Source organism: Acaryochloris sp. 'Moss Beach' (assembly GCF_021497025.1).
In the GTDB taxonomy this organism is placed as follows: Bacteria; Cyanobacteriota; Cyanobacteriia; order Thermosynechococcales; family Thermosynechococcaceae; genus Acaryochloris; species Acaryochloris marina_A.
This window is the reverse complement of sequence record NZ_CP071717.1, coordinates 2833622-2858824: the sequence shown is the minus strand read 5'-3', so window position 1 is coordinate 2858824 and position 25203 is coordinate 2833622. Positions and strand designations below refer to the sequence as shown.

The following is a 25203-nucleotide window of genomic DNA, read 5'->3' as shown; positions in this document are numbered from 1 at the left end:
GGAGTTAGAGCATGTCTCACTTCGATCCTAGTCGCTTGCAAAAGCAGCCCGACCTATTTCAGCGTTTTGAGGTCATTGATGCAGGGATATCCATTGCATCCACCCGACTACCGGACACTGCTGAGCTAATTGTATTTGAACGGCAAGGTCAACGACGCGCTCTGTTATTGCAAGAAATGGCGTATCACCATCTGGCTCAAGGAACGTTGGCGGATCAGCCTTACATCGTTTCATTTTGTGGGGTTTGTCATAGCGGTGTTGGGCTAACGCCTGTAGTGGAGGGGCAACGCTATCATTTCCAGGTGGGGGGACTGTACAACGGGGTTGCTATTCTCACGGATGATGAGACGGGCACCTACTGGGACCACATTACCGGGCAAGCGGTCTATGGTCCCTTAGAAGGGACTCAGCTGGATGCTTGGAGTCTGGAAATGACCACTGTGGCGGCGGCCCGTCGGCAAGAACCCGAGTTACGGATTTTGCGATCGCATCAGCGTCCCATTTTTCGACGAGTGATGCGCTTCGGCCAGTGGACCTTCGGGCAAACAGGCTATTTACCGAAGCTGTTTACCCAAACTATGGCTGCCGAAGATCCACGATTACCCAGAATGACGATGGGTTTGGGGGTTGTAGTAGATGGGATAGCTCGTTTCTATCCCCACGTCGGGATTGAACAGCAGGTCACCGATGAATGGAATGGGCAAACGTTACAGGTATCGCTCAACCCAATAGATCGCGTTCCCCGTGCAGCCTGGACAGACGGAACTCGCCCCCTACAATACTTCCTCCGCTGGTATGGTTTTGCGCTGACATTCCCTCAATGCAGTATTTACGGTTTAGAGCAGAAGCCAGTGATCTAATGCCTTAAATTTTTCTTACTAGAAGGCCCAGACTAATATTCATGGCAGTGCCCCATTGAGTATGACCTGATGCAATGCCTTAAATGCACTGATGCTTTATCAGGCTATTGCTCTCTACTTAGAAGATCCTAAATGGATTCTATAAAAACCATGTTTGTTCAACACATGGTCCGCGTTTAGAGTAAATCACTTTCCCGATTCTTGCGGTTTTTGTATTCTTAATGATGATCCCTATATTCTTGAGAAATACGAATCGTATTTGTTGATTGATCAATAGTTTTCTCCGCGCCATGTCTTTCTAAGAGGCGATTCAGCAATCCTAGAACGGTTTTTATATCTCTCTGATATTCGAGGATCAAGGTCTTTTGATTGAGGGTGTACTCTCCTGTACGGCTTCCTTTACGACTATGAGAAGCTTTGATGCACGTCTGGTAGTTTGCACAGAATACCTGAACTTTCCACGGTAATTCTCCCCTCACAGATTTTTGTGCATACACAAATTGGTCTAACTTTGCGAGTGGCACCATATCGTTTCTTCTGTCTACTTTGCAGATTTTTTGAGATTGCAAGGACTACACAACAACTGCAGGTTATCAAGCTCGATGGCGCACTTTGGATGAGTACTAATTGGCTTGATGTGATCAATCTGAAAATACTCAATACTAGGTAGCTTCAGTCCACATTCTGGGCACTGACTATTAATCAGTTGTTCATACTGCTGCTGCTTCCAGGCTTGCCCTTCGTCAGAATCGCGCCATCGATTAAATTGAGCCCTAGGGCTATAGTATTTTTTGATGCGAGCAGCTTTTTTTCGGTGAGGACGTAGCCTTCTGGGATTGAGATCTTGAATCAGCTTTGCGGCCTGTCTCTCGATTTCACTGGACATGAGAAAGCCTCTTCCCTTTTAGCTCAGCTGCCTTCAGTTTGTGCTGAGTTGTTTTGGAATTGGTTGCTGATTTCAGTAAATGCTTTACCGCTTTCGATGTGCTGGTCTTCGATGTACCAAAAGGGATTGAAACAACATTCAAGGAGAAGGTTTGCAGAGATTGCAACAATTTTGCGAGCGTAGCCTTCGTCTTTTTGCGAGTTCTAGGTTGCTTCTGCTTAGTCTGAATCGATTTAATCACATCAACCATTTGATAAAGGTATGAACATTTTTCTTTACCGACTGGTTGTAATTCTCGGGTAAGCAAAATGGTTAAATAACGAGTTGCGCCTAAGCCAATGAGCTGATGACGAGTAATATTCATGCGGCTTCGTCCTGCCCATTTTTAGTGTATTGGGCATAAGTTGCTAGAAGGCTGTCTATCCAGTTATCTTGGTATCCAAATCTTTGAGCAATACCGTAAAGCGTTTTGAGTAACGTTACGAAGGCACTACGGTCATCTTGAATTTGTGCTTCATAATCATCAACCATATGTTCAAACTGCTGAGATAGATCCTTCACCATTTTGGCTTTTTTAGTTACTAGAGCCTTCTGGGCTGCTTGCTTTCTCTGTCTTTCTAGTAATTCTGGTCCAGCAAATCGAACTAATGCATTTAGAATAGCAATTTCATCTATAGGAAATGGAAGGTTATCAACAGCTCTTTTTGCATCAGCCTTCGTCCATCCAAGGTTGGCAGTATATTCAATGGCCTGTCCTTTATTAAAAGACTTCATAGCAGTAGGGATTTATCCAGCACTCTCTACTATTAAGGATGCCCTGAAAGGCACCTGAACGTTAATAATACTAGTTGTTTCAGGGTATTTATATGCCACCAGTCAAGATTGGTGATTTGCATAATAATCTCGAGTCCCTTTAGCTGTGACGGCTTCACCAATTCGGTTTAGGGCATGCACATAGGCTGCTGTTCTTACTGAAATCTCTTTAGTTTGGGAAACTTGCCAAATCGTCTCTGTTTCCTCCACCATCTTTTGCTGCAGCTGCTTCTGCACATCTGGCTCCGTCCAGTACAGGCCACTCCGATTTTGTACCCATTCAAAATAGCTGACCGTGACTCCCCCCGCATTCACCAAAATATCTGGGAAAACCGTCGTACCCGCCTCCACCAAAATTGCATCTGCGGCTGAAGTGACGGGACCATTGGCCACCTCGAAAATATATTTCGCCTTGATCTGCTTGGCATTATCAGCCGTAATTTGATTCTCCAACGCTGCGGGAATCAGCACATCTACCTCTAAAGCCAGCAGCTCTTCATTGGTGATCGTGTCATGCTCAATAATGCTGCAGACACTGCCATCACAATAGACCGCCTTCATGGAGCGGCTGGCTTCTTTATGCTTGCGGATACTGGCAATATCCAAACCTTGAGGCGCATAAATCCCCCCTTGTGAATCGCTAACAGCAACGACTTTATAACCCACTTGATTTAGCAGTTCAGCCACAACAGCACCAGCATTTCCAAACCCTTGGACTGCGACTGTGGTTTGCCCAGGAATCAAGCCCAACTTGGGTCCCATCGCCTCAATCACGAAAAAGGCTCCCATTCCCGTGGCCGTATTTCTGCCGACGCTGCCACCAATCGCCAGGGGTTTCCCCGTCACTACCCCTCGGCAAATCTGGCGTTTGATAATGCTGTACTGATCCATCATCCAGCCCATTATCATCGGGTTGGTATAGACATCAGGCGCCAGAATATCAACATCAGGCCCAATAAAATCGGCAATGGCATCAATATAGCCCCGGCTTAAACGCTCTAGTTCCATCCGCGAGAGAGCTTTGGGATCTACCGTAATGCCCCCCTTGCCACCTCCAAAGGGTAAGTTTAGGGCAGCACATTTAAAGGTCATCCAAAAAGCTAGGGACTGGACTTCATCAATGGAAACACCTGGATGATACCTAACTCCACCCTTAGCTGGACCGCGAGTATCGTCATAGCGGACGCGATAGCCTTGAAAGATTTTCAGTTCGCCATTATCCATGCGCACCGGAATAGAAACCCCGAGTTGAGCCTTGGGATATTTCAAAGTTTCTAAAACATCTTCGGGCAAGTCCACATGCTCTAAGGCAGTGGTTAAACGGTGAGTGGCATCGCTAAAGAGTTGATTGTCCGTACCCACGAGAACATCCTGCTGTGAAAGGCTAATTCCAGCCTACTCCCGACGTTGGGTTTGCGATTGCGATCGCAGTGTTGATTCAACAAACATAACGAAACGCAAAAATTAGCTGCTTCGAGGCCAAGGGCCAGGAGAGAGAATAAAACACGCTATTATTCTCTAAAACCAATGGAAGGGGGACGAATGCAATCACTCCGATTTGTGGCAATGGGACTGCTGAGTTTATGGCTATGGTTTGGTTGGGGCAATCCAGTCTGGGCCGTAGACAACTTAGAAGAGCAGGTTTTACAGATCCTTCGTAATCATCCTGAAGTCATTATTGAATCGGTACGAGACTGATCAGAGTTTTGTGTAAGCGGTCTAGAATCCAAACACACCAGGAGACCGCATCATGTCTAGAAAGAAACAAGTACCCAATCGAGTTGATGAGCTATTGGATGAACTCATTGGAGAGAATCCACAGCCAGAGGATATTCTGGGCGAATCAGGACTGCTCAAACAACTCAGCAAACGCCTAGTGGAACGAGCCTTGGCAGGTGAATTGACTCATCACCTGCATCAATCCTCCGTCGATGAGCGTTCTCATGGCCCTAGAAACAGTCGCAATGGTTACTCGAAAAAGACCGTCCAGACTGAACAAGGAGAGATGGACCTATCGATTCCTCGCGACCGTTGCAGTGAGTTTGAGCCTGTCCTCGTGCCCAAAGGCCAGCGACGTATCGCGGGACTCGACGAGAAAATCATCGCCTTATATGCTCGTGGCATGACCACTCGTGATATTCGAGCTCAATTGGTGGAGCTGTATGGGGCCAATATCTCTGAGGGTCTGATTAGTGACGTCACCAATAGTGTCATGGAGGAGGTTAAAGACTGGCGCTCAAGACCATTGGATGAGGTGTATCCGATTGTCTATCTCGATGCCCTGTATGTGAACATCAAAGTCAATGGCCAAGTCAGCAAGCGAGCCGTCTATGTCGCGCTAGCGGTAACTGTGGAGGGAAACAAAGAGCTGTTGGGATTATGGATAGGGGCTGCCGAGCGGGAGGGAGCAAAATTCTGGCTTTCAGTGCTCACAGACCTTAAAAACCGAGGCGCTCAGGATATCTTGATTGCTTGCTGTGATGGTCTCAAAGGCTTTCCCCAGGCGATTGAATCGGTCTATCCCGATACTCAAGTTCAAGTTTGTATCGTTCATCTCATTCGCAATAGTTTGCGCCATGTGCCTTGGAAGGAAAGTCGAGCCGTAGCTGCAGACCTCAAGCCCATTTATCAAGCGGCCACTTTGGAGGAATCTGAGGCTGCCTTGGATGCGTTTGCCAACAAATGGGACCAGACGTATCCTGGCATCAGCCAAATCTGGATACGGCATTGGGATAATATTGCTCCGTTGTTTAAGTACCCAATGGCCATCCGAAAGGTTATCTACACCACTAATGCCATTGAGTCGCTCAATCGCTCACTGCGAAAGGTGATTAAGACCAAAGCTGTCTTCCCGAATGAAGAGTCTGTCTACAAATTGATGTTTCTGGCGATGAGGAATATCTCGAAGAGATGGACCAGACCGATTTTGAATTGGAAGGCGGCGCTGTCCCATTTTGCTATTCTGTTCCCAACACGATTCAACTATTGAATACGTTACGGCTTACACAAAAATCTAAACACTCTCTCGGTACAGACCTATCAACAGAACCAAAAACAGGCCCAGCAACAAGCCCAGCAAGCAGCGCTCCAAAAGCTTAAGCCCAATGCTTTAGTGGGGACTTCACCCACCACGGGTGCTCAGAATAGCTCGAACTTTCTAGTAGAATTCTCCGATTTTCAATGCCCGTTTTGTGCCCAAGCGGCAAGTGATGTTCAGGCCTTTTTGCAACAAAATCCTGACCAGTTCACCTTTACTTATAAATTCCTTCCCCTTCAGGCCATTCATGATCAAGCCTTGCCTGCCGCTCAGGCTGCTTGGGCTGCTCAGCAACAGGGAAAGTTTTGGCCTTATCATGATGCCCTCTTTGCTCGCCAAGACGAATTGGGGGAAAAACTCTACACCGACATTGCTCAGCAGCTGCAGTTGGATCTGGTGCAGTTTGATCGCGATCGCAACAGTGTTGCCGCCACAAAAGCAATCGATGCTGACTTAGCCCTTGCCCAACAACTTGGTATCACCGGGACACCTTTCTTTGCCCTCAATGGTCAAATTCTTCAGCTCCCCTTCAATGCAGCTGCAGTCGATGCCATTTTAGCTAGAACTTGAGCAGCTCAAGCGCAAAAAAAATGCCCTCTGCTGTGCAGAGGGCAATCAAAGGAATTTATCAGTGGAACGTTTTAGACAGCTAGAGGCTCTTCAGTCTCTTGAACATGCTGCTCAGACTGCACATGGGTTTCAGGATGCACCTTAGCCAGCATTTCTCTGAGACCATCTCCCTCAATCACTTCCTTCTCCAGCAACTGCTCAGAAATCATCTCCAACAGCTCCTTATTTCCCTTCAGGATAGTAAGAGCTTCCTGATGAGCCGTCTCCACAATACCCTTAACCTCCTTATCTATCTCCTTAGCCGTCTCATCACTGACTGCACGACGAGCATTCATTCCCCCACCGAGGAAATTATTCTGCTGACCCTTGTCATAAGCTAGGGGACCTAACACCTCGCTCATGCCGTAAGAGGTCACCATCTGTTCTGCAAGATCCGTCGCTCTCTGCAAGTCATTAGAAGCACCCGTCGTGATACTACCGAAGATGACTTCCTCAGCCGCTCGTCCACCCAGTAGAGTCGCAATCTGACCTCGAAGTTCAGCCTCATTCAACAAGAACCGGTCTTCAGTAGGCACTTGCAACGTGTAACCCAAGGCAGCCATACCGCGAGGAACAATGGAAATCTTCTCCACTTGATCCGAACCTGACATCTTGGCTCCGACAAGGGCATGACCGACCTCGTGGTAAGCCACAATCTTCTTCTCTTTCTCGTTGAGCACGCGGCTCTTCTTCTCTAGACCCGCTACTACTCGCTCAATTGCTTCCGCAAAGTCTTGGGTCTCCACTACCTTGTTCCCTCGTCGGGCAGCGAGTAGTGCCGCTTCATTAACCAAGTTGGCTAAGTCAGCGCCTGCAAATCCAGGAGTACGTGTGGCCATGGCTTTGAGGTCAACATTCTCACCGAGCTTCACTTTCTTGGCGTAGATTTCCAAGATAGCTAGACGACCGGTCAGGTCAGGACGGTCTACAAGAACTTGGCGGTCAAATCGACCGGGACGTAACAGGGCTGGGTCTAAAGTCTCAGGACGGTTGGTGGCTGCTAGGACGATAACCGTGGCATCTCCTGCACCAAAGCCATCCATTTCAGTCAATAGCTGGTTAAGGGTTTGTTCCCGTTCGTCATTACCACCGACGAAACCATTTCCACCTGAACGAGATTTACCAATGGCATCCAATTCGTCAATAAAGATAATGCAAGGAGCTTTCTTTTTAGCTTGTTCAAACAAGTCACGAACCCGAGCCGCACCCGTCCCGACAAACAGTTCAACAAATTCTGAACCCGAGATACTAAAGAACGCAACCCCAGCTTCACCAGCGACAGCCTTAGCCATCAATGTTTTACCCGTTCCCGGAGGACCCACTAGAAGAACACCCTTGGGAATCTTGGCACCAATATCAGTAAAGCGCTTGGGAGACTGGAGGAACTCAACAATTTCTTCGAGTTCGGCTTTAGATTCTTCCACACCAGCGACATCATCAAAGGTGACTTTATTGTCATCGCCTTCGACATAGACCTTGGCTTTGTTCTTAGTCACAGACAGAGCACCTTGGGGACCACCGCCACCCATGCCACCACGACTAAAGAATTGGAAGATGGCGACGAAGATGACGGGAGGAATGACCCAGCTCAGTAGAGTTGTGAACCAGCGATTGCCAGCAGGAGGGGTAGCGGCGAATTCCACGCCTTTCGATTCGAGGAGTTTGGGGAGTTCTAAGTCGAAGATAGGAGTAGTTTCTTGAACTTGCCCGGAGTTTCCATCCATATCTTTCATCTGATAACGAATGATGTCTTGGCCAACGGAGACCCGAGCCACCTGCTCATCCTGAACTTGCTCGATGAAAAAGCTGTAGGGCACTTTAGAGACGCGCGGACCATTACCAAAGGTCAAGACTAAATTGACCACTATTAACACCAAAGGCAGCACCAGCAAGATCGAGCTGAGAAGGCTTGGCCGTGGGCGTCGAGGTTTATCGTTTACAGGCATGAGAATGTCCTTAGTTAAAGAATGAGCAGGATGGTTCAAGCAAGTGAGAAATCTTGAATTACCCGGAAGATGAGCCACCCAAAAGTAGAAGTTTGAACGGTTGTAGAGCTGAGTTACAGAAAGGGATGCAGCTCTTTGCAAGAATGAAGCCAGTCTGGTGATTGCGCCTCTGCTCTAGGAGGGAGATGGGCATCACGCTGACTCATCCTTTAGGCCAGCAAGCCAAGACGTTTACCGTTATCGCGTGCTAGTCGAATCCAACCCTGACGACGACTCCGATCAATACCAATCTGATTACAGACATTGGTAATCGCTTTTGAATGCAGGGCAATGGCTTTCCCCCGGAGTTTGATAAATCTGGGTTGACCGACAATGTTGCGGGCTAGCACGACGAGGGGAGCAAACATGGTGAATTCTTTTGCGTAACGTTATGTTAACCATATTAATTGTTTTGTAACAGAATGTCAACAAAAGTTGCGAGTATTTAAAACTGGTGGTACTGAATTCACCCAGGCTTAATAGATCTCAAAAAAGAAATTAAATAGGCTTATAAAGCTGTAAATCTAATCTATTTCGAGATAAAGACATATTTATATGGAAAAAAATCAATAAAAGGATGAATCAGCATAATATAGTCGGCTCTGTTTAACACTCAATCTCCCTGGTAAAACCAAAAACCTAAGGTTCCCGACTAACACCATAGACTGCCGATATGTAAATTTCTGTTACATAACCGGTCACAAAAAAAAGCTACTCTTTTAGACCGAAGAGTAGCTGATGCACAGATTGAGACTGGAACAAGGGGTTTAGCAAGCCATATATTCTTGCAGCATCACTTTTTGCGATCGCAAAACCTTAAAGGCTTCTCGCTCCACTCGGCGGACCCATTCCCGGCTGACGTTTAGACGCTCTCCCACCTTCGCTAAGGTCAAGGGGTTCTGGTCAATCAGGCCGTATCGCAACGTAATCACTTCTCGCTGCTGAGGGCTGAGATCCTGGAGTAGTTTTGCCAAATCGGACCGTAAAGAAGATGCCGTGGCATAGGTATCGGGGGATTCGTTGGGGTCTTCTAGTAACTCCCACAGTTCCGTATTTTTCTGGTCACCAATCTGCATATCCAAAGAAATGGAGCGACGAGCATAGTTGAGATAATCTTCAATTTTTTTAGGGGTAAGCTCCATCTCTGCTGCCAGCTCCGCCACGGTAGGGTCGCGGTGCAGGGTCTGAGACAGTTGGCGCTTCACTTTGCGCATCTTACTAAGCTTTTCATTGATATGGATGGGGAGGCGAATCGTTCGTTCTTGTTCTGCGATCGCACGGGTCATGGCTTGGCGAATCCACCAGTACGCATAGGTAGAGAAGCGATAGCCTTTCATAGGGTCAAATTTCTCGACACCCCGCTGCAGGCCAATCGTGCCTTCTTGGATCAAATCTAAAAATTCAACTTTGGCTTTGTTGTACTTCTTGGCAATTGAGACGACCAGACGCAAATTGGATTCCACCATCTTGCGATTGGCTTTGTTGCCGACTTTCAGTTCTTTCTGCAGTTGTGCGACAGACACCTGAGCCTTCTTCGCCCACTCTTTCTGGGTCGGCTCTCGATCGAGGTGGTCCTGCAGTTCTTGCTTCAACTCCTGCAAAGTTGTTAACCGCTGTACCTGCTTGCCAAAGATGACTTCTTGTTCGTGATTCAACAGAGGAAAGCGGCTAATCTCACGCAGATAGGTCGTGATTGAATCTTTACTAACAAATGAATTTTTCATAATGGCGATGTTTGGGTAAACACAGATAACTGAGGAATAAAGCTCCCCGGCCTAGGCCGGGGAAAAAATATTAAAGATGAAATAGAGTCGTTCTAAACCCGAAACACCGGTTTAGAAGTTTAGTAATGTAGCAACCTGACCAACAATTCCTTGACCAGTCAAAACTTCAGTCACAAGGGCGAGAAAGAATCCCATCATTGCCAAGCGACCACCAAAGGTTTCTGCAAAATCGGTGAAACCCCAAATTGGATTTTGTGTACTCATAGCGTTGGACTCCGTAAACGAGGAATGAATCTTATGTAAATAAATGTAACTTACTGTGTAACGTTTTGTCAAGAATATGAAAGGATAGCACCTTACATATGTCTCAAAAGCCTGTTTTATAAGGGTTTCGACTTCTCATATTCAGCTAACTATTTGTTACATAACCGCCAAAAGAAAACCTCAGCCATGCAGCTGAGGTCAATTTGATAATGATTTAGTAGGATTTTTGACTGGGTAAACGGCAAGCCCGTATCTGGCGAGGACTAAAGACTTTTTTGCAGTTCGTTTAACTGGCCACCCCCAGAGGAGTATTAAGCTTTTCGATGCTGAACCCGTCAGATGTCCCAAGCTTCAGGCTTCACGAGCATTGCTAGATGGCTATTCTAGATCTCTATCAATGAATTGAAGCCTGGGAATGAGGGTTGAATATTTTTAGCCATTTCATCTCTTTCAGGGTGAGCTTGGGATGATTAGCCCATCCCATCAACCATTAGGAGCGCTTACATCAAGCCCCAGAAATGCAATACACCTTTGCCAGTCACCAATTCAATAACGATGGCGGCGTAGAAACCCACCATAGCCAGGCGACCACTCCAAGCTTCAGCAAAGGGGTTGAATCCAAAAAAGTTGTTAGAGGTGTTCATGGGATTAGACTCCGATTAATTCATGTGTGTTGTTGCCTTATGTAAATAAATGTAACGCAAATGTAACAGCATGTCAAGCAATTAATAATTTGTTGTCCAAACTATGGAGTATCTAGGGTTTTGTAGGATTTAACCGTGTCGATATCCAGACCGATATTTGTCCAACCCACTGTAATCATTGAGTGGACAGCACCTATCCCATGCCAAAGGAAAGGGGGTCGTCGTCTGCCTCAAGTGGGGTCTCTTGCCCCGAAAGCTCAAACTTTGGCACAACAATGCGAATGAACCGACTACCAACTGCTAAACTCAAGTTCTAGAAGCCTCTGAGAATATGTAAAAAAAACTTCATATTCATACTTTTTTTGGGCTTGTTATTTAAGGTTCAAAGAGTACTTATCTCTTAAACGTTGTCTGTCTCTGGAATACTAAAGCAGTTTGAAAGATCAGCAGCAAACAATCCTAGTCGCTGATGATGAAGCTAGCATTCGTCGGATCCTAGAAACCCGTCTCTCCATGATGGGGTTTGTCGTCATCACTGCCGCTGATGGCGAGGAAGCCCTGCAAGTTTTTCAGCATCAAGAACCCGATTTGATTATTTTGGACGTGATGATGCCCAAACTAAACGGGTATCAGGTCTGTCAATCTCTTCGGCAAGAATCAGATGTCCCCATCATTATGTTGACTGCCCTCTCAGACGTGGCCGATCGGATTACGGGCCTGGAAATGGGGGCGGATGACTATATGGTCAAGCCTTTTTCACCCAAAGAGCTAGAGTCGCGCATTCGCTGTATTCTGCGGCGAATCACCAAATCCCACGCTTCCCACCAAACATCAGCCGGTGTCATTCAAGTGGGCCATCTCGAGATTGATACCAATAAACGGCAAGTCTACAAAGATCAAGAGCGAATTCAGCTCACTCATCTCGAATTTAATTTACTAGAGCTGCTGGTTAGCCGCCCTGGAGAACCCATCTCTAGAGTTGAATTTTTACAAAAGGTTTGGGGCTATAGTCCCGACGGCAAAATTGATACCCGTGTCGTCGATGTTCATATGTCTCGCCTACGAAACAAGCTCAAAGAGGATACTGAGGAACCCGACTTGATTCTTTCAGTACGGGGCGTAGGCTATGCCATCCAACGGGGTGAATAAGGCAAGATATAGCCCGACATTTTAAAAGCAAAAAGCTGAGGTACTGCCTCAGCTTTTTATTAATACTGTTGTTGGCAACTATGCGCCGGTCACAATCTGCACAAAGGTGAGATTGGTGGCGAGTTCAATCAACAAAATTCCGAAGAAGCCGATCATGGCTAGACGGCCACTATATCTTTCAGCATCTTTGTTGAAACCAAATACTGGCTCTGCTTTAGCTGTAGTTTTAGGCTCTACTGCAAAACGGTTGATGCGACCGCGATCGTCAGAGGTATATCCGCTAGATGTCATGTGTGTTAGTTCCGTAATTGACTATGTAAATAAATGTAACACAAGTAAATGGGTTTGTAAAGAAACATTGCGATACTCTGATCGCCCTTGAAGGTCACGGGCCATTATCCGGTTGAGCCAGCTCATACATCCGCTATATTCTGGGGACTAAGACCTGCCCCAGCTTTCTTGCTTAAAAACGTCTTACTTCCCGCTTGTGAACACCCGATCCTCCTTCCCTAAACAACCTCACTATGGGCGCTTAGCACTTATCCTCGTCAGCGTCATAGCCGGTACAGGCGTGATCGCCTCCCAATTTTTGCAGTGGCCTTTAGGGTCTTCTTCGGCCGCCCAAGTCTGTGCTCAGATCCCGGCCACTGATGTCACCCAGCGCCTAGAAAATTTGGGCTCACCTTTTACCACAGGCCAGTATGCCAAGGCTCAACCCTATGCCCGCAATGTGTGGGTAATGGTGCCATTTGAGAACCAGATCTATCTGGGCCATGGTGATAGCAATGCCAATCAAGGACCGATTCCCTTATGGTTTTTCGACCCCAGCTCCCAACAGTTTCAGTTCAACTTCGTCGCTCCAGAAGAAGAAATTCGCAGCTTTCACACCATTGACTCGGCTTTGTATACACCTGGAATTGATGCCCGAGAAAGCTGGGACTTGGGCAATATCTACCGTCTCCAGCAGGATTGGCAAAAAATTCGCACTTTGCCAGGGGGAGTGCATGTCTGGTCCATTGAAGGATTCGCAGGCCAATTATGGTCGGTGATTCGCAGACCCGATAACCAGGGCTATTTAATCGCCTCTGGGGATAAAGGACAAACCTGGCAGGATATCCAAACCCTAAACACGAGTCCTGCCCATCTGGCACGGTTTGAAGATTCCCTCTACATCTTTGCAGGCGGGCGTCCTTGGCAGCTTGGGAAAACCCTCCAACCGATTCAGCGGCAAGATTTAGATCGAACCACCCTATTCCCCAATCACCCTCAAGCCACCCAGGTAAAAAAAACGGCGGTTTTCCAATCCCAGCTGGCCTATGTGAGTCAAGGATCACGCTATATCTCTCACACCGCTCAAGGAACCAAAGTTCTCAACAGTGAAGATCCCCATATCCAACCCCCTGGATTATTTGTCGCCAACTCCTTAGCCCCCAACAACACCCAGGTGCAGCGCATCCAGCTCAAGCCCCAGGAAGTTCCTTGGGATGTGTTGACTACCCCCAAAGGTCTGTTTATCCTGACCAGTGAGCGCCAGTGGATCGCTGGCAAACTCCGGTTTATTAATCGCGTTAGACAAGCGACGAACCCACGGCACTGGTGTGAAATTCTCCGGTTTGAATCCGATACGTTTGCGCGATCCCTCACCCAATACCAAGGACAGTGGTATTTCGGCTTAGGCACCGATTACGGCGCTGAGTATGGCCTTAAGTCCTATACCCCCACAGCCCATCCCCTCTCAGGCACCATCCTGCGAACGCAGTTATAGAGCTATCCCATTTCCAGGGTGGTCACCCCATAAATTTCATTTAACGGCAGCTCAGGAAATACCCCTTTATACATGCGGCAATTACTAAACAGGGGAATAGCCTGAAATTGCTTCATCAGCTGATTTGCCTGTTCATTACTATGGGGCACATCCATATAAACGGGCTGATCGGCAGGCGGAACCTGTAACAAAGCGCCCAAGAGATGCTGAGCGACATCAGCCGTATCGGCAAAGAGTGGTCCGATGCGATACCCTATATCCGCAGGACGAATCAGACCATATCCCAGGAGTTGATCTCCCTGAACAACTGCCCAGCCCTTCATTTCAGGGCTTGCTAGCCAATGATGCAGGAAATGCGATCGCATCCCCACAAAATGACGCGTATCGTAGTCCAGCACCTGCTCAAACGGGACGGAATGAATCGCCTGCAGCGACGCTGATACCGGATCACCCGTGCCAGACTGAAGTTGATGGCGAACATGCAAACAGGATTTGATAAACCCATGACGGAGATAGGTATCCTGCAGCGCCACCGCCCCTTCTAAGCCAATACAGCGGGCTGGAAGTGAAGAAATCGCCTTTTCCCACAGGAATCGACCATAACCATGGCCTCGATGACGATGATCCACCAAATAACAGCCTAAAAATCCAAAGTCTGCATCATACGAGGCCGCAGAAATACAGCCAACGGGTTGATCCGCCAACCACCCCACCAGCAAACTATTTTGTTGCCAATACACCTCCAAGTCATACCGGCCAGGATTCCAGGACTCTTGTGCAGCCCAAGCCCAAATATTAGAGAGATCTGTTTTTTGAGCCGGTCGGATTTGGAAGTCCATTCATTGCCTCAGAGATGATTAGGGGTAGGCTTCCCGATCATAAAAGTGAATATGCAATAGATCCCTGACATCCCCACATCTTTTACAATTTGATCACAGTAACTGAAGGTCTATCCATGACCGAGTTAAATAATGCCGTTGTGCTCTTAACCGGAGCAACCGGAGGATTTGGCCATGAACTCACTCAGCTTTTATTGGAGGCAGGCAGTCGAGTAATCCGCACGGACATCAATGCCGCCTTGCTGGAACAACAGGCCGAGCAACTCAACCCAGACAGCCACCCAGGAGAACTACTGCCTAGCTTTGTCACCAACTTGGGCACCGTGGACGGGTGTGAGTCTCTCTATCAGAACGTTCAAGCCCTCAATCATCCCGTCGACATTTTAATCAACAATGCTGGCATTGCCCTCTATGGGCGCATGGATGAGACCCCCACTGAACGGTGGGAGTTAATGATGCAGCTCAATCTCCTTGCCCCCATGCGCTTGAGTAACCGGTTTGTGGCAGATATGATTACCCGTCGCCAGGGCCATATCGTTAATATTTCGTCCGTTGCTGGCTGGATCGCCCCAACCGGGTTAACCGGCTACGCCGCCAGTAAATTTGGGTTACGGGGGTATAGTGATGGCGTTCGCAACGAGGTCAAGGACTTCAACGTCCAGGTCACCACTGTCTATCCCTTTTTTAGTCGGACACCGATTCTCAACTCAGATAGCTTTGGATCCCTCGCTGAAGGGAAAGCGGATCTGCCTCACTGGATGACCACGGATCCCCATAAAATCATGCAAGCCACCCTTCAGGGCATTCAGCAGAACAAACCAGAGGTCTTTCCTGATCTGCCCTCCCGAGTCCTGACCCGAATCAAACGGTATTTTCCTGGCCTACTCCAATGGACCACGACTCAAATCAAACAGCAATACCAAAAACCGTCTTAACGCAGTTCATTCACTAGGCAAGTCGTGCAAAAAACCTCTGAGAAATATCTGATTATTGGTGCTGGCTACGCAGGCTTGGGAATGGCTCAAGCCCTCAAAGAGGCAGGGATTCCCTACGACCAGGTGGATGCCAGCGATAATATTGGCGGAAATTGGTATCATGGCGTTTACGAAACCGCACATATTATTTCTTCCCGCAGAATTACTCAGTTTACAAACTTCCCCATGCCGGAAACGTATCCTGATTTTCCCAGCGCCCAAAACATGCGGGATTACATTAACGCGTTTACCGATCATTTCGACTTACGAGACGCCATTGAGCTGAACCGCGAAATCACATTTGTCCGCCCCGTCGAAGATAATCTCTGGGAAGTCAGCTTCGCCAATCAAGAACAGCGACTGTATCAAGGGGTACTACTCTGCAATGGCCATCACTGGTGCAAGCGGATGCCTCAATTTGAGGGAAGCTTTAACGGAGAAATCATTCACTCCAAAGACTACAAGCGTCCTCAACAGCTCATTGGCAAACGCGTTTTAGTCATCGGTTCTGGCAATTCAGCCTGTGATTTAGCTGCCGAAGCCGCTCGTGTGGGAGCTAAATGTGTTTTGAGTATGCGGGATACGCCTTGGTTTATTCCCAAAACCTTTGCAGGCATTCCGGTTGCTGACCTCAGCAAGAACAGCACAAGCCCCAGCCCCCTCTGGTATCAACGGCTGATGGTTTACCTGTTGATCCGGCTGACATTTGGCAAACATGAAAGTTATGGTCTGCCTAAACCAAAGCATCGAATTTTTGAGAAACATCCCACCATCAATAGTGAAGTCCCTTACTACATCAAGCATGGCCGTATTATTTCCAAACCCGGCGTTCAAGCTTTAGATGGAGAGTCAGTCATCTTTGAGGATGGTAGCCGAGAAGACTTCGACCTCATCGTTTGTGCCACGGGCTTCTATGTGGCGTACCCGTTCTTAGCACCAGAGCTTCAGCGCGTGCAAGGTTCAGTTGTCAAATGCTATGACGGTGCTTTTCTAGAAGACTATAAGGGTCTCTATTTTATAGGGTGGTATCAACCTCGGGGAGGGATTGGGTCGGTCATTAGTGCATTTGCCCCAGTCTTGGCTCGCTATCTCAAGCTGCAAGCAGATATCAATGTGCCTGTAGGTTTAGTGCTCAAAGAACTGGGTAAAAAACTCCCAAATACCCATTTGGTCGATCCACAGCAGATGTTTAAGGAATTAGAATCGACGGACCGTCACTTTGACTCGATTAGCCAAAAAGCACATCAAGTTGACGCTCAGCATCCTAATTTCAGAAATCAACCCCTTCCTGCAAGAGAACGAGAAAGCCTTGAACCCACCGTCTCAACTTAGGGCGACAGGCTAGCGGGGAATGGGTGATGCCCCATAGCTCGTAAAGATAAGGTTATAGTCAAAAAAAAGCCTTTCTCATCCATAGACATGACCTCTAACGCCACAACACCTACCGCCAACACGTCGAATTTAAACGCATCCTCGTCGGCTTCATCCTGGCAAATAAAGCTGCTCTACGATGGCGCTTGCCCCCTCTGTCTCAGAGAAGTGAATTTTTTACAGAAACGGGATGCAGGCCAGGGCTTAGTGGCGTTTGTGGATATTGCAGCATTGGATTATGCACCGGAAGATAATGGCAATATCGACTTTGAAACCGCTATGGGAAGCATTCATGCTGTATTACCCGATGGCACAGCGATGGTTGGTGTGCGCGTGTTTCGGAAAGTGTATGAAGTTTTGGGAATGGGATGGGTTTATGCCATCACGAAACTGCCGATTGTCGGCCCCATTGCCGATTTTATCTATGACCTTTGGGCCGATTGGCGGTTGAAATTAACCGGAAGAGCGGATTTAGCGACCATCCTGGCGGAAAGGCAACAGCAAATCGAAACCTGCACAACGGATCGGTGCCAAGTGCCTGCTGAAGAGCATTAATCCTGTGGCGAAGCATCCGGTTCTGGAGACTTCGCTGACAGAAGTTCCTGAGCGTATTGATAGAGTTCGGGTTCAGTCTGTTGTTTAAGCAGGCGATCTTTTAAATCCATTAGCCCCGAGGAGAGTGATTCTGCTTGATCACGGTAATGGGCATTGGCGGCCAAAAGATCGGTAAAGACTAGCCGCTCAATGTCATGGCGAGAAGGCAGTTCTTCTTGGTCGCTGATATAGCTGTGGTACTCGACACCAGTGACTTCATATTTAATCAGCATGATTAAGGCTTTGCTGAGGGTATGGAGTTGCGATCGCAACTCCTTCACATTCAAGTCAGAACGCTCAAACCCAATCGTGCCCTGAATTTTTAGCTCTACAATAGCGTCTTCCGTTTTACCTTTTTTATAGGCCATTTTAATCGTAGTAATCGCCGCCTCTTCCAACTCTGCAGCCGTTTGTTTTGGATCCGCTTTGAGGTTCAACCGCTCAATATGGCGTTGATCGTAATCAGATTTAAGTTCGGCTTTGATGCCTTGGTTAGTGAGATTAACCAGGAAAACCCCCCGAGGATTCTGATCCTGGTTTTCAATCACGCTATTGGCTTCGGTAGAGCCGGGGTTAAAAATCCAGCTTTCGGCGGTGTAGCTGCGGTGAATATGGCCGAGGGCTAGATAATCTACGCCTGCCGTTAGCAAGGGGGCAAAATCTTGATAGCGCAAGGCACCACTGTAGCGAGAGACATGACCTTCTAAACCATGGTGGAACATCATCACCGTATGGTCAGGGCCAGGGGGGAGTTGTTCTATGAGAGGGGCTAAGGACTGAATCGCTTGCGGTGCAGCAGCGCCATACCAACGAGACCCAATCACCCGCACACCACAGTCGAGATCGATATAGCCTCCCCGTCTGACTTCAGGATCCCATGGTTCTAATTCTTCTTCGGCATTGGGTTCCAATAGCATCAGGCGTCCCCAATCAGATAGATACCGCAACCAGCTCGTACTGGTGCCATAGAGTCTATAGTCGTGATTCCCTTCAATCGCTAACACAGGAATACCCGCTGCTTGCAGCCGATCCAAACAGAGTTGAGCTTGATTGAGGACCGCAGGCAGTACCTGGCGATGCTCAAATAAATCCCCGACAATCAGCACAAAATCGACTTGGGGTTCGATAGCATAGCGTTCTAAGGCATCGCTAAAAGCTCGATAAAAATCTTTGGTGCGCTCAGGTGAATCGTATTTGGTATAGCCCAAATGCACATCAGCAACATGAAGAAAGCGGGGCATCGTGCTCTAACTCATAACGGCAAATTCTAGCGGGTCAGCTTAGACTTCTCTTCAGACTATAACGGACATTCACAAACCAGCTTCAACCCGAACAGACAAGCTCAAAGATCACGAGTGGGAAGTGATCCAAGTCTTAGTCCCGTAAAATTAAGTCGCTAAGATTAAAACAGATGCTTGTTTTTATTCATCAGAATAAAACCTTGTCTAACCCAAATCCGGGTTGGGGTATCCTCGATTCAGAGTCATACGCCAACTGAGTACACCCTTCAAGCATCGATTTATATGCCATTGGCATATTTATAGGACACTGCATGAACATTCCCCAAAAATTTTCCACCCTGCTCTTGGGAACGGTTGCCGCCATCGTTTTGGCACCACAAATTGCCCTCGCCCTCAGTCCCGCCGAAATCAACAAAGTGGCCAAACAGATCACCGTGCGGGTCGACAGCCAAGCCCCCGGATCCGGCGTGATCATCAAACGCAATGGCAATCGTTACACGGTGTTGACTGCCGCTCATGTTGTCGCCACCGTCGATGAATATATCGTCATTACCGATGATGGCCAAGAATATCCGGTCAATGTACAGACAATCACCAAATTTCCGGGTGTTGATTTAGCCATGCTGGAGTTCACCAGTGACCGTGCCTATACCGTGGTCAAAATTGGTAACTCTCAAAAACTCTCAGAAGGGAGTGAGAGCTACGTTGCTGGTTTTCCCAGTCGAACTCAAGCCCTCACAGATATTATCTATAACTTCACGACCGGAACAATTACGGCCAATGCCACCCGTCCCCTGACAGATGGCTATGCTCTGGTCTATACCAACAACACCCTACCCGGCATGAGCGGTGGCCCGGTGCTAGACAAAGACGGCAAACTGCTCGGCATTCATGGCCGCGCCGACACCACCACCACCGTTCAGAATCAAAATATCAACCCCGATATCTTTATCAAAACGGGGTTTAACCTCGGGATTCCGATTCATACTTTCCTGAAAATGGCCCCAGCCAATACCGTCACCACTCCAATTAAACCCATTGCCTCTGTTCCTTCAGCGCCGTCTAGTGCTTCTGATTTTTACCTGCAAGCCTTAGATCAATATCGTCTGGGGAATATGGCAGGAGCATTGCGCAATACCACCCAAGCCATCGGCCAAAATTCAAAATTTGCCCCAGCTTATGCCTTACGAGGCAGTATCCGCCTTGTCAAACAGGATCAGACTGGCGCCTTACAGGATTTCAATCAGGCGATTCAGTTGGACCAAAACCTGCTGCAAGCCTATATTGGTCGGGCTTTGGTGCAATCGTCTTTGGGTGATGCCGGTGGTGCGATCGCAGATTACTCCCAAGCCATCCAGCTCCAAGGAGACCATGCCATTCTCTACTACAATCGGGGGATTGTTTACCTCAACCAAGGTCAACAAGGAGAAGCCCTCACTGATTTACGCACCGCCGCCGATCTCGCTCTCAAGAACAACAACCAAGCCGACTACCAACGGGCTTTAGAAGCGATCAATATTGCCTCTAAAAATTGTCGACAGTCTATTCGGACCATCTGCGATCGCTAAACTTTTTTCTTCGTTTAGATTCTATCTAGCAAGATCAGGAAACTGAATCTTCCTCACTACCGTCACAACCTTTAAGGATTTACTGGACGCTACTTTCATGAAACACACCGTTTTACCTATTGCTAAACTTTCTATTGCCCTCACAGTCCTCACGGCTTTTTGCGTTCCGGGTTCCGTCTATGCCAACCCCTCAGCAACACCAGGCATTGGTGTCGAGACCATTAAACCTAAAGAAAGCCGACGTATTGCTGTTTTAGACTTCGACATGGCCAGCGTTAGCAAAACAGGTCTCAGTTACGGGTTATATGGCAACAATGGGGCATCTAAAGGCATCAGCAACTTGCTCACTAATGAACTAGTGAAAGATGGCACCTATGTCATGGTTGAGCGCAGCAAAATTGAGGCTATCCTAGCAGAGCAGAATTTTGGACAGTCTGGTCGTATTGAACCCACAACTGCAGTTCAAATTGGCCGAGTATTAGGTGTAGATGCAGTGCTCGTCGGTTCAATTACCCAGTTCAATGTTGAAGAGCAATCCAAAGGTGGCTCTGTTGGCGGCTTTTTCGGCATCGGCGGAAAGAAAAAGAAACAGTTGGCCACTGTTCAACTTTCTACCCGGTTAGTGAGCACCGCTACCGGAGAAATTCTCACGGCAGCAGAAGGGAAAGGCCAAGCCGATAAAAGTGAAGGAACGGGTCGTGTTTTTGGTATTGGCGTCGATACTGACTCTGATAGCAGTGACAGACTCCTGGGTGAAGCGTCTAGTCAAGCCGTCAATAATATCGTGACCCAACTCACCGCTGTTGCCCCCCAATTATCTGCACTACCATCGGTACTACCCGTAGAAGAGATGGTGGTCGCCGACATCACTGGTAACCAAATTACTCTGAATAAAGGGGGTGCCCATGGATTTCGACCCGGCATGGTGATGTCTGTGGAACGCGTGATCAAAGATATTAAGGACCCCACCACTGGCAAACTACTTAAACGCCAAACGGAATCCATGGGCCGCATTCAGTTGACAGAAGTCGATGCTCAATCCTCTGTCGGCAAGATTCTGACCGGCACAGGTTTTAAGGTTGGAGACGTAGCTAAAGCCGTTGAATAGATCTACAGCTTTCTACCATCTAGGGCAGTTTTAGCAATTACTTCTCAGGCGCATTACAGATCCAGTCACCCATCCCCCCAAAAGGCCAGCCTTTTGGGGGGATATTTAATGGAGCTGATCAATCTGTTTTATAAGCCCTAAGACCATATAGATAGTGAATAAATATCCCGAAGCAATCGTCAGAATAAGCAGCGAAGGATTGAGGGTAATCATGGAAAACGCAAATGCGAATTTTGCCAGATTAGACCATAAAAAAAGTGATTGAACAAGCCTCAAATCTTATAGAAACCCATACAAATATGTGGTTTTGTGCCTTTTATGTAACATCCCCCACCTTTATTGTTCCTGCAGATCGCTTCTAGGCAAAGGATTGGAGTACGTATCATGTCTCTGGGTAACAGGTTAAGTTTCACCATAGACAGCCAAAATAGCCTGAAAGAGCTATAAAATTTCTGTATCAAAAGATACGGATTTTAGCTTAGTGATGAATATTCCTACGAAAAAGCCTCAACAACCCATAGCAGCATCACCCTCATCAGAGGTTTTCGTTCCTAAGGCACATCAATGGGTACAGCTCCGCAATTCCCTGTCTGAATACAGCGAAGATACCGCTTTACTGCTTTGCCCTGGTGTTCAAGACCGCTGGATTGCATGGATTCCTGGCTTTGGGCAAGCGACCTTAGAGCGTTCACAATTATTGAAAGCGATAGATTAGATTAGCCTGATTAGCGTCAGTCCCCCATAAGCCATTAGTTTGCTTGAGGATCTGTTCAGAGGATTATATTTTGTTCGCTAATGTCTGCTAGCCTATCAATCACAAAAATGCCCTCGATTAGCTCAATCGAGGGCATTGCTTTTAGTAACTTGTACTAGCGGATCAGCGTTAATTCAACTGATGCTGCTCTTGCTCTAGCATTTGAACTAACCCCTGATCACCCTTGCGTTTGGCAACAGCAAGACGATGCTCTAAGGTCTGGCGAATAAAGGTGTTATGAACCTTCTCTAAGTCAGAGACATCCCGAAGACCCAGACGTCCTGATGGTCTGGCATAATTCATGGCTGCACCCACAGCAATGGATTGAGGGACAACATCGGGGATTTGGGGTGTTGGAGAAAAGACGGGCTCTCGACGGGTCGTAGAGTTGTTCACTTCTTGACCATACTCAACACCACGATAAGTCATAACGTGAGTGGGTTGATGAAGATCCGTAGTTGCATACTGCCGGCGGCGGCAGGGAGTGCCACGATAGTGGCCGATAATTTCAGTTTCTGTGACTTCTACTGAGGGAGAAACACGGGTGTACTCGACACCACGATAGGAATATTTCACGGTTGGCCTCCGACCGAATATATGGGATGAGGCGCGTTCCTTCAGGTAAATGCCTTACTTCCGTCTTGCTGACTTACCCTTGATCAGGAATCAAACAGATCAGTAATGCAAGATGAACGATTCATTTCTGTATCTAATAATACCCTTTTCAAATTAAAGATCCACTAACGAAACCCTATTAAAAGCTTAAAATTTACTTAAGTACAACTTTTCTGTAGTGTTTGATACTTTTTTGGCCTAGGAATATAAAAAACCTTTGCACTCTTCATTGTGCATGACCCGACTCATGACTGTTGCCCCAAAGCGACCTGATCGTATATATCCTTCGCCCCAGGCTCTCTGGGAATCCAACATCAACACATCAAAAAAACAGCCTGCATCACTACAGGCTGTTTTGGAAGACTTAGACCGGTATTAGGTCGGCAAGATTCTACATCATGCCCATGCCGCCCATGCCGCCCATGCCACCCATGCCACCCATGCCACCCATGCCGCCCATGCCGCCCATGTCGGGCGCAGCAGCACCTGCAGGCTCAGGCTTATCAACCACTAGGGCTTCGGTCGTGAGCACCATACCGGCAATCGAACCCGCATTCTGGAGGCCCGAACGGACTACCTTGGCAGGATCAATTACTCCAGCAGCAATCATATCTTCGTAGGTATCAGTCATGGCGTTATAGCCATAGCTGAAGTCTGCATCACGGACTTTCTCCACGACGACAGCACCTTCCTTACCTGCATTATCTGCAATTTGAGTAAGGGGGGCTTCTAAAGCAATGCGGACGATGTCAGCACCGACTTTTTCTTCATTCTTAAGTTGAGCTTTGACACTCTCAATGGTTTTGGTGAGATGAATCAGAGTAGTGCCACCACCAGGAACAATGCCCTCGGCCACGGCTGCTTTAGTCGCATTCAGAGCGTCTTCGATGCGCAATTTACGATCCTTAAGCTCGGTCTCTGTTGCAGCACCCACTTTGATGACGGCAACGCCACCTGCAAGCTTAGCGATCCGCTCTTGGAGCTTTTCTTTGTCGTATTCAGAATCAGTTTCATCTAGCTGACGACGAAGTTGATCTACTCGCTTGCCAACATCACCTGCATTTGCAGCTTCCGACACAATCGTGGTGTTGTCTTTGCTGATGGTGACCTTGCGGGCAGTCCCCAGCATGTCTAAATCAACTTTGTCGAGGGTTAGGCCCACATCTTCAGAGATCACCTGTCCACCTGTGAGGACGGCAATGTCTTGAAGCATGGATTGACGACGCTCTCCAAAACCAGGGGCTTTGATGGCGACCACATTGAGGACACCCCGAAGCTTATTCACCACCAATGTGGCTAGGGCTTCACCTTCAAGATCTTCAGCAATAATCAGGAGAGGCTGTCCAGCTCGGGCAACTTGCTCAAGGATACCGACGAGGTCCTGAAGAGAATTGATTTTTTTGTTGACAATCAACAAGCGGGCATTTTCGATCTCAGCAACCATGCGCTCAGCATCGGTTACAAAGTAGGGGGAAATATAACCCCGATCGATTTGCATCCCTTCCACAGTTTCCATTTCCGTGGCGAGGGACTTGGATTCTTCTACGGTGATGACGCCATCTTTGCCCACTTTGTCCATGGCTTGGGCAATCATTTGGCCGACTTCTGTATCGTTCCCTGCAGAGATGGTTGCGACTTGTGCGATCGCATCTCCGGTAACAGGCTTCGACTTGGCTTCAATTTCTTTGACCAAGGCATCAATCGTCTTATCAATACCCTTGCGAATCGCAACTGGGTTGGCCCCAGCAGCCACATTCTTCAAACCTTCGCGAATCAACGCTTGGGCCAAAACCGTGGCGGTCGTGGTCCCGTCACCAGCCACATCATTGGTTTTGGAAGCCACTTCACGCATAAGCTGGGCACCCGCATTTTCTAACGGATCTTCCAGCTCAACTTCCTTCGCAATGGTCACCCCATCATTAACAATTTGAGGTGCTCCGAATTTCTTTTCTAGAACCACATTGCGACCTTTAGGCCCCAAGGTGATGCGTACGGCATCTGCCAGAGAATTCACACCGCGCTCAAGAGCGCGCCGAGATTCTTCATCAAATACTACATGTTTGGCCATTACAAGCGTCCTCTCGTTTGCGCTTTCTCAGTGAATTACAGACAACGTTTCATGTTTGTCAGTAAACTAGCACTCTCAAGAGGAGAGTGCCAAAGCTAATCTATTGTAGCCCCAAGGCCCGAACTAAAATATCGGGTTATTGTCCAGATAACCGAACTTCTCTAGATAGGCAAATCCAACCCTGAAGATCAATAACTCACAATGGATTTTGACCTGCAATGATGTCTGGAGCCATGCAAATTAATAGTTCAATCGAGGGAATCAGTCACTCCTCCAAATCTAGAGCAATATTCTTTCGGGAAGTGTATATCATAAAATCAGTCCTGAAAATTATC

28 protein-coding genes and 1 riboswitch are annotated in these 25203 nt (G+C 47.7%); of the genes, 13 read left to right on the top strand and 15 right to left on the bottom strand.

Translation table 11 applies throughout. The features are described 5' to 3' along the window. The first annotated feature begins 11 nt into the window (after positions 1-11). Entirely contained in the window at positions 12-860 is an 849-nt protein-coding gene (locus HRE53_RS13450) for a DUF3179 domain-containing (seleno)protein (protein ID WP_235106810.1), read from the top strand. Between the two features lie 218 nt (positions 861-1078). On the opposite strand, the gene HRE53_RS13445 is transcribed toward HRE53_RS13450, so the two are convergent. The 5 genes from HRE53_RS13445 to HRE53_RS13425 all read right to left on the bottom strand — a co-directional run bounded on the left by HRE53_RS13445 (position 1079) and on the right by HRE53_RS13425 (position 3921). Beyond that, a complete protein-coding gene (locus tag HRE53_RS13445; protein WP_235106809.1) occupies positions 1079-1387 on the bottom strand; it encodes a hypothetical protein in 309 nt (102 codons plus the stop codon). A 14-nt stretch (positions 1388-1401) separates the two neighbouring features. Continuing rightward, positions 1402-1746, bottom strand: a complete 345-nt coding sequence (locus tag HRE53_RS13440; protein ID WP_235106808.1) for an HNH endonuclease signature motif containing protein — start codon at positions 1744-1746, stop codon at positions 1402-1404. After that, positions 1736-2110, bottom strand: coding sequence for a hypothetical protein (locus tag HRE53_RS13435; RefSeq protein ID WP_235106807.1), 375 nt, complete (start codon positions 2108-2110; stop codon positions 1736-1738). Before HRE53_RS13435 ends, HRE53_RS13440 begins: the two co-directional genes overlap by 11 nt. Further along, positions 2107-2520, bottom strand: a complete 414-nt coding sequence (locus HRE53_RS13430; RefSeq protein ID WP_235106806.1) for a hypothetical protein — start codon at positions 2518-2520, stop codon at positions 2107-2109. The genes HRE53_RS13435 and HRE53_RS13430 overlap by 4 nt, the downstream gene beginning before the upstream one ends. A 102-nt stretch (positions 2521-2622) precedes the next feature. Continuing rightward, entirely contained in the window at positions 2623-3921 is a 1299-nt protein-coding gene (locus tag HRE53_RS13425; protein ID WP_235106805.1) for a Glu/Leu/Phe/Val dehydrogenase, read from the bottom strand. Positions 3922-4101: 180 nt separating this feature from the next. On the opposite strand from HRE53_RS13425, the gene HRE53_RS13420 reads away from it, so the two are divergent. The 3 genes from HRE53_RS13420 (at position 4102) to HRE53_RS13410 (ending at position 6166) form a co-directional block, all read left to right on the top strand. Beyond that, on the top strand, positions 4102-4257 hold the full coding sequence (locus tag HRE53_RS13420; RefSeq protein WP_235106804.1) for a hypothetical protein: 156 nt from the start codon (positions 4102-4104) through the stop codon (positions 4255-4257). Between the two features lie 52 nt (positions 4258-4309). Beyond that, on the top strand, positions 4310-5548 hold the full coding sequence (locus HRE53_RS13415) for an IS256 family transposase (RefSeq protein ID WP_235106803.1): 1239 nt from the start codon (positions 4310-4312) through the stop codon (positions 5546-5548). Between the two features lie 123 nt (positions 5549-5671). Further along, complete coding sequence (locus HRE53_RS13410; protein WP_235106802.1) at positions 5672-6166, top strand: DsbA family protein; 495 nt, start codon at positions 5672-5674, stop codon at positions 6164-6166. A gap of 71 nt (positions 6167-6237) precedes the next feature. On the opposite strand, the gene ftsH4 is transcribed toward HRE53_RS13410, so the two are convergent. The 5 genes from ftsH4 to HRE53_RS13385 all read right to left on the bottom strand — a co-directional run bounded on the left by ftsH4 (position 6238) and on the right by HRE53_RS13385 (position 10822). Then, a complete protein-coding gene (gene ftsH4, locus HRE53_RS13405; RefSeq protein ID WP_212663879.1) occupies positions 6238-8151 on the bottom strand; it encodes an ATP-dependent zinc metalloprotease FtsH4 in 1914 nt (637 codons plus the stop codon). Between the two features lie 209 nt (positions 8152-8360). Then, the gene (locus HRE53_RS13400; protein WP_212663878.1) at positions 8361-8558 is read right to left on the bottom strand and encodes an electron transporter; all 198 of its coding nucleotides are present in this window, start codon (positions 8556-8558) and stop codon (positions 8361-8363) included. 399 nt (positions 8559-8957) lie between these two features. Further along, positions 8958-9914 (bottom strand): RNA polymerase sigma factor, RpoD/SigA family, encoded by a 957-nt coding sequence (locus tag HRE53_RS13395; protein WP_212663877.1) that lies wholly within the window; start codon positions 9912-9914, stop codon positions 8958-8960. Positions 9915-10025: 111 nt separating this feature from the next. Beyond that, the gene (locus HRE53_RS13390; RefSeq protein WP_235111013.1) at positions 10026-10178 is read right to left on the bottom strand and encodes a high light inducible protein; all 153 of its coding nucleotides are present in this window, start codon (positions 10176-10178) and stop codon (positions 10026-10028) included. 500 nt (positions 10179-10678) lie between these two features. Continuing rightward, the gene (locus HRE53_RS13385; protein WP_010470165.1) at positions 10679-10822 is read right to left on the bottom strand and encodes a hypothetical protein; all 144 of its coding nucleotides are present in this window, start codon (positions 10820-10822) and stop codon (positions 10679-10681) included. Positions 10823-10957: 135 nt separating this feature from the next. Between HRE53_RS13385 and HRE53_RS13380 the strand changes: the two genes are divergently transcribed. Together HRE53_RS13380 and rpaB are read left to right on the top strand one after the other, a co-directional pair. After that, positions 10958-11107 carry a hypothetical protein gene (locus HRE53_RS13380; protein WP_235111012.1) on the top strand — a complete coding sequence of 50 codons (150 nt, stop codon included), beginning with the start codon at positions 10958-10960 and terminating at the stop codon, positions 11105-11107. Positions 11108-11257: 150 nt separating this feature from the next. Further along, positions 11258-11971 carry a response regulator transcription factor RpaB gene (rpaB, locus tag HRE53_RS13375; protein WP_212663875.1) on the top strand — a complete coding sequence of 238 codons (714 nt, stop codon included), beginning with the start codon at positions 11258-11260 and terminating at the stop codon, positions 11969-11971. 78 nt (positions 11972-12049) lie between these two features. On the opposite strand, the gene HRE53_RS13370 is transcribed toward rpaB, so the two are convergent. Continuing rightward, the gene (locus HRE53_RS13370; protein WP_212663874.1) at positions 12050-12262 is read right to left on the bottom strand and encodes a chlorophyll a/b-binding protein; all 213 of its coding nucleotides are present in this window, start codon (positions 12260-12262) and stop codon (positions 12050-12052) included. A 196-nt stretch (positions 12263-12458) separates the two neighbouring features. Here HRE53_RS13370 and HRE53_RS13365 point away from each other — a divergent pair, with 196 nt between their 5' ends. Continuing rightward, on the top strand, positions 12459-13736 hold the full coding sequence (locus HRE53_RS13365; RefSeq protein WP_235111011.1) for a hypothetical protein: 1278 nt from the start codon (positions 12459-12461) through the stop codon (positions 13734-13736). 2 nt (positions 13737-13738) lie between these two features. Here the strand turns inward: HRE53_RS13365 and HRE53_RS13360 are convergent, their stop codons facing one another. Further along, positions 13739-14575 (bottom strand): GNAT family N-acetyltransferase, encoded by an 837-nt coding sequence (locus HRE53_RS13360; RefSeq protein ID WP_235111010.1) that lies wholly within the window; start codon positions 14573-14575, stop codon positions 13739-13741. Between the two features lie 116 nt (positions 14576-14691). Here HRE53_RS13360 and HRE53_RS13355 point away from each other — a divergent pair, with 116 nt between their 5' ends. The 3 genes from HRE53_RS13355 (at position 14692) to HRE53_RS13345 (ending at position 17475) form a co-directional block, all read left to right on the top strand. Further along, on the top strand, positions 14692-15510 hold the full coding sequence (locus HRE53_RS13355; protein WP_212663871.1) for an SDR family oxidoreductase: 819 nt from the start codon (positions 14692-14694) through the stop codon (positions 15508-15510). A gap of 24 nt (positions 15511-15534) precedes the next feature. After that, positions 15535-16881, top strand: a complete 1347-nt coding sequence (locus HRE53_RS13350) for an NAD(P)/FAD-dependent oxidoreductase (protein WP_235111008.1) — start codon at positions 15535-15537, stop codon at positions 16879-16881. 87 nt (positions 16882-16968) lie between these two features. Next, on the top strand, positions 16969-17475 hold the full coding sequence (locus HRE53_RS13345; RefSeq protein WP_235111007.1) for a thiol-disulfide oxidoreductase DCC family protein: 507 nt from the start codon (positions 16969-16971) through the stop codon (positions 17473-17475). On the opposite strand, the gene HRE53_RS13340 is transcribed toward HRE53_RS13345, so the two are convergent. Further along, the gene (locus HRE53_RS13340; RefSeq protein WP_235111005.1) at positions 17472-18755 is read right to left on the bottom strand and encodes a DNA repair exonuclease; all 1284 of its coding nucleotides are present in this window, start codon (positions 18753-18755) and stop codon (positions 17472-17474) included. The two genes, HRE53_RS13345 and HRE53_RS13340, sit on opposite strands and share 4 nt — an antisense overlap. 311 nt (positions 18756-19066) lie before the next feature. Between HRE53_RS13340 and HRE53_RS13335 the strand changes: the two genes are divergently transcribed. From HRE53_RS13335 to HRE53_RS13325, 3 genes are all read left to right on the top strand, one after another. Beyond that, positions 19067-20323, top strand: coding sequence for a serine protease (locus HRE53_RS13335; RefSeq protein ID WP_235111003.1), 1257 nt, complete (start codon positions 19067-19069; stop codon positions 20321-20323). Positions 20324-20420: 97 nt separating this feature from the next. Continuing rightward, positions 20421-21431: a CsgG/HfaB family protein gene (locus HRE53_RS13330; RefSeq protein WP_235111001.1), complete on the top strand. Its 1011-nt coding sequence runs from the start codon at positions 20421-20423 to the stop codon at positions 21429-21431. 484 nt (positions 21432-21915) lie between these two features. Continuing rightward, positions 21916-22146, top strand: coding sequence for a hypothetical protein (locus tag HRE53_RS13325; protein WP_235110999.1), 231 nt, complete (start codon positions 21916-21918; stop codon positions 22144-22146). 168 nt (positions 22147-22314) lie between these two features. Here HRE53_RS13325 and HRE53_RS13320 read toward each other — a convergent pair whose 3' ends face one another. Beyond that, positions 22315-22761 carry a DUF4278 domain-containing protein gene (locus tag HRE53_RS13320; RefSeq protein WP_212663864.1) on the bottom strand — a complete coding sequence of 149 codons (447 nt, stop codon included), beginning with the start codon at positions 22759-22761 and terminating at the stop codon, positions 22315-22317. A 30-nt stretch (positions 22762-22791) separates the two neighbouring features. After that, a riboswitch (Glutamine riboswitch) is annotated at positions 22792-22882 on the bottom strand. Positions 22883-23191: 309 nt separating this feature from the next. Beyond that, a complete protein-coding gene (gene groL, locus HRE53_RS13315) occupies positions 23192-24868 on the bottom strand; it encodes a chaperonin GroEL (RefSeq protein WP_235110997.1) in 1677 nt (558 codons plus the stop codon). Between the last annotated feature and the right edge of the window lie 335 nt (positions 24869-25203).

Coding starts and splice junctions, on each gene's coding strand:
- HRE53_RS13450 (WP_235106810.1), top strand. CDS start 12: ATGTCTCACTTCGATCCTAGTCGCTTGCAAAAGCAGCCCGACCTATTT.
- HRE53_RS13445 (WP_235106809.1), bottom strand. CDS start 1,387: ATGGTGCCACTCGCAAAGTTAGACCAATTTGTGTATGCACAAAAATCT.
- HRE53_RS13440 (WP_235106808.1), bottom strand. CDS start 1,746: ATGTCCAGTGAAATCGAGAGACAGGCCGCAAAGCTGATTCAAGATCTC.
- HRE53_RS13435 (WP_235106807.1), bottom strand. CDS start 2,110: ATGAATATTACTCGTCATCAGCTCATTGGCTTAGGCGCAACTCGTTAT.
- HRE53_RS13430 (WP_235106806.1), bottom strand. CDS start 2,520: ATGAAGTCTTTTAATAAAGGACAGGCCATTGAATATACTGCCAACCTT.
- HRE53_RS13420 (WP_235106804.1), top strand. CDS start 4,102: ATGCAATCACTCCGATTTGTGGCAATGGGACTGCTGAGTTTATGGCTA.
- HRE53_RS13415 (WP_235106803.1), top strand. CDS start 4,310: ATGTCTAGAAAGAAACAAGTACCCAATCGAGTTGATGAGCTATTGGAT.
- ftsH4 (WP_212663879.1), bottom strand. CDS start 8,151: ATGCCTGTAAACGATAAACCTCGACGCCCACGGCCAAGCCTTCTCAGC.
- HRE53_RS13400 (WP_212663878.1), bottom strand. CDS start 8,558: ATGTTTGCTCCCCTCGTCGTGCTAGCCCGCAACATTGTCGGTCAACCC.
- HRE53_RS13395 (WP_212663877.1), bottom strand. CDS start 9,914: ATGAAAAATTCATTTGTTAGTAAAGATTCAATCACGACCTATCTGCGT.
- HRE53_RS13390 (WP_235111013.1), bottom strand. CDS start 10,178: ATGAGTACACAAAATCCAATTTGGGGTTTCACCGATTTTGCAGAAACC.
- HRE53_RS13385 (WP_010470165.1), bottom strand. CDS start 10,822: ATGAACACCTCTAACAACTTTTTTGGATTCAACCCCTTTGCTGAAGCT.
- HRE53_RS13370 (WP_212663874.1), bottom strand. CDS start 12,262: ATGACATCTAGCGGATATACCTCTGACGATCGCGGTCGCATCAACCGT.
- HRE53_RS13360 (WP_235111010.1), bottom strand. CDS start 14,575: ATGGACTTCCAAATCCGACCGGCTCAAAAAACAGATCTCTCTAATATT.
- HRE53_RS13355 (WP_212663871.1), top strand. CDS start 14,692: ATGACCGAGTTAAATAATGCCGTTGTGCTCTTAACCGGAGCAACCGGA.
- HRE53_RS13345 (WP_235111007.1), top strand. CDS start 16,969: ATGACCTCTAACGCCACAACACCTACCGCCAACACGTCGAATTTAAAC.
- HRE53_RS13340 (WP_235111005.1), bottom strand. CDS start 18,755: ATGCCCCGCTTTCTTCATGTTGCTGATGTGCATTTGGGCTATACCAAA.
- HRE53_RS13335 (WP_235111003.1), top strand. CDS start 19,067: ATGAACATTCCCCAAAAATTTTCCACCCTGCTCTTGGGAACGGTTGCC.
- HRE53_RS13330 (WP_235111001.1), top strand. CDS start 20,421: ATGAAACACACCGTTTTACCTATTGCTAAACTTTCTATTGCCCTCACA.
- HRE53_RS13325 (WP_235110999.1), top strand. CDS start 21,916: ATGAATATTCCTACGAAAAAGCCTCAACAACCCATAGCAGCATCACCC.
- groL (WP_235110997.1), bottom strand. CDS start 24,868: ATGGCCAAACATGTAGTATTTGATGAAGAATCTCGGCGCGCTCTTGAG.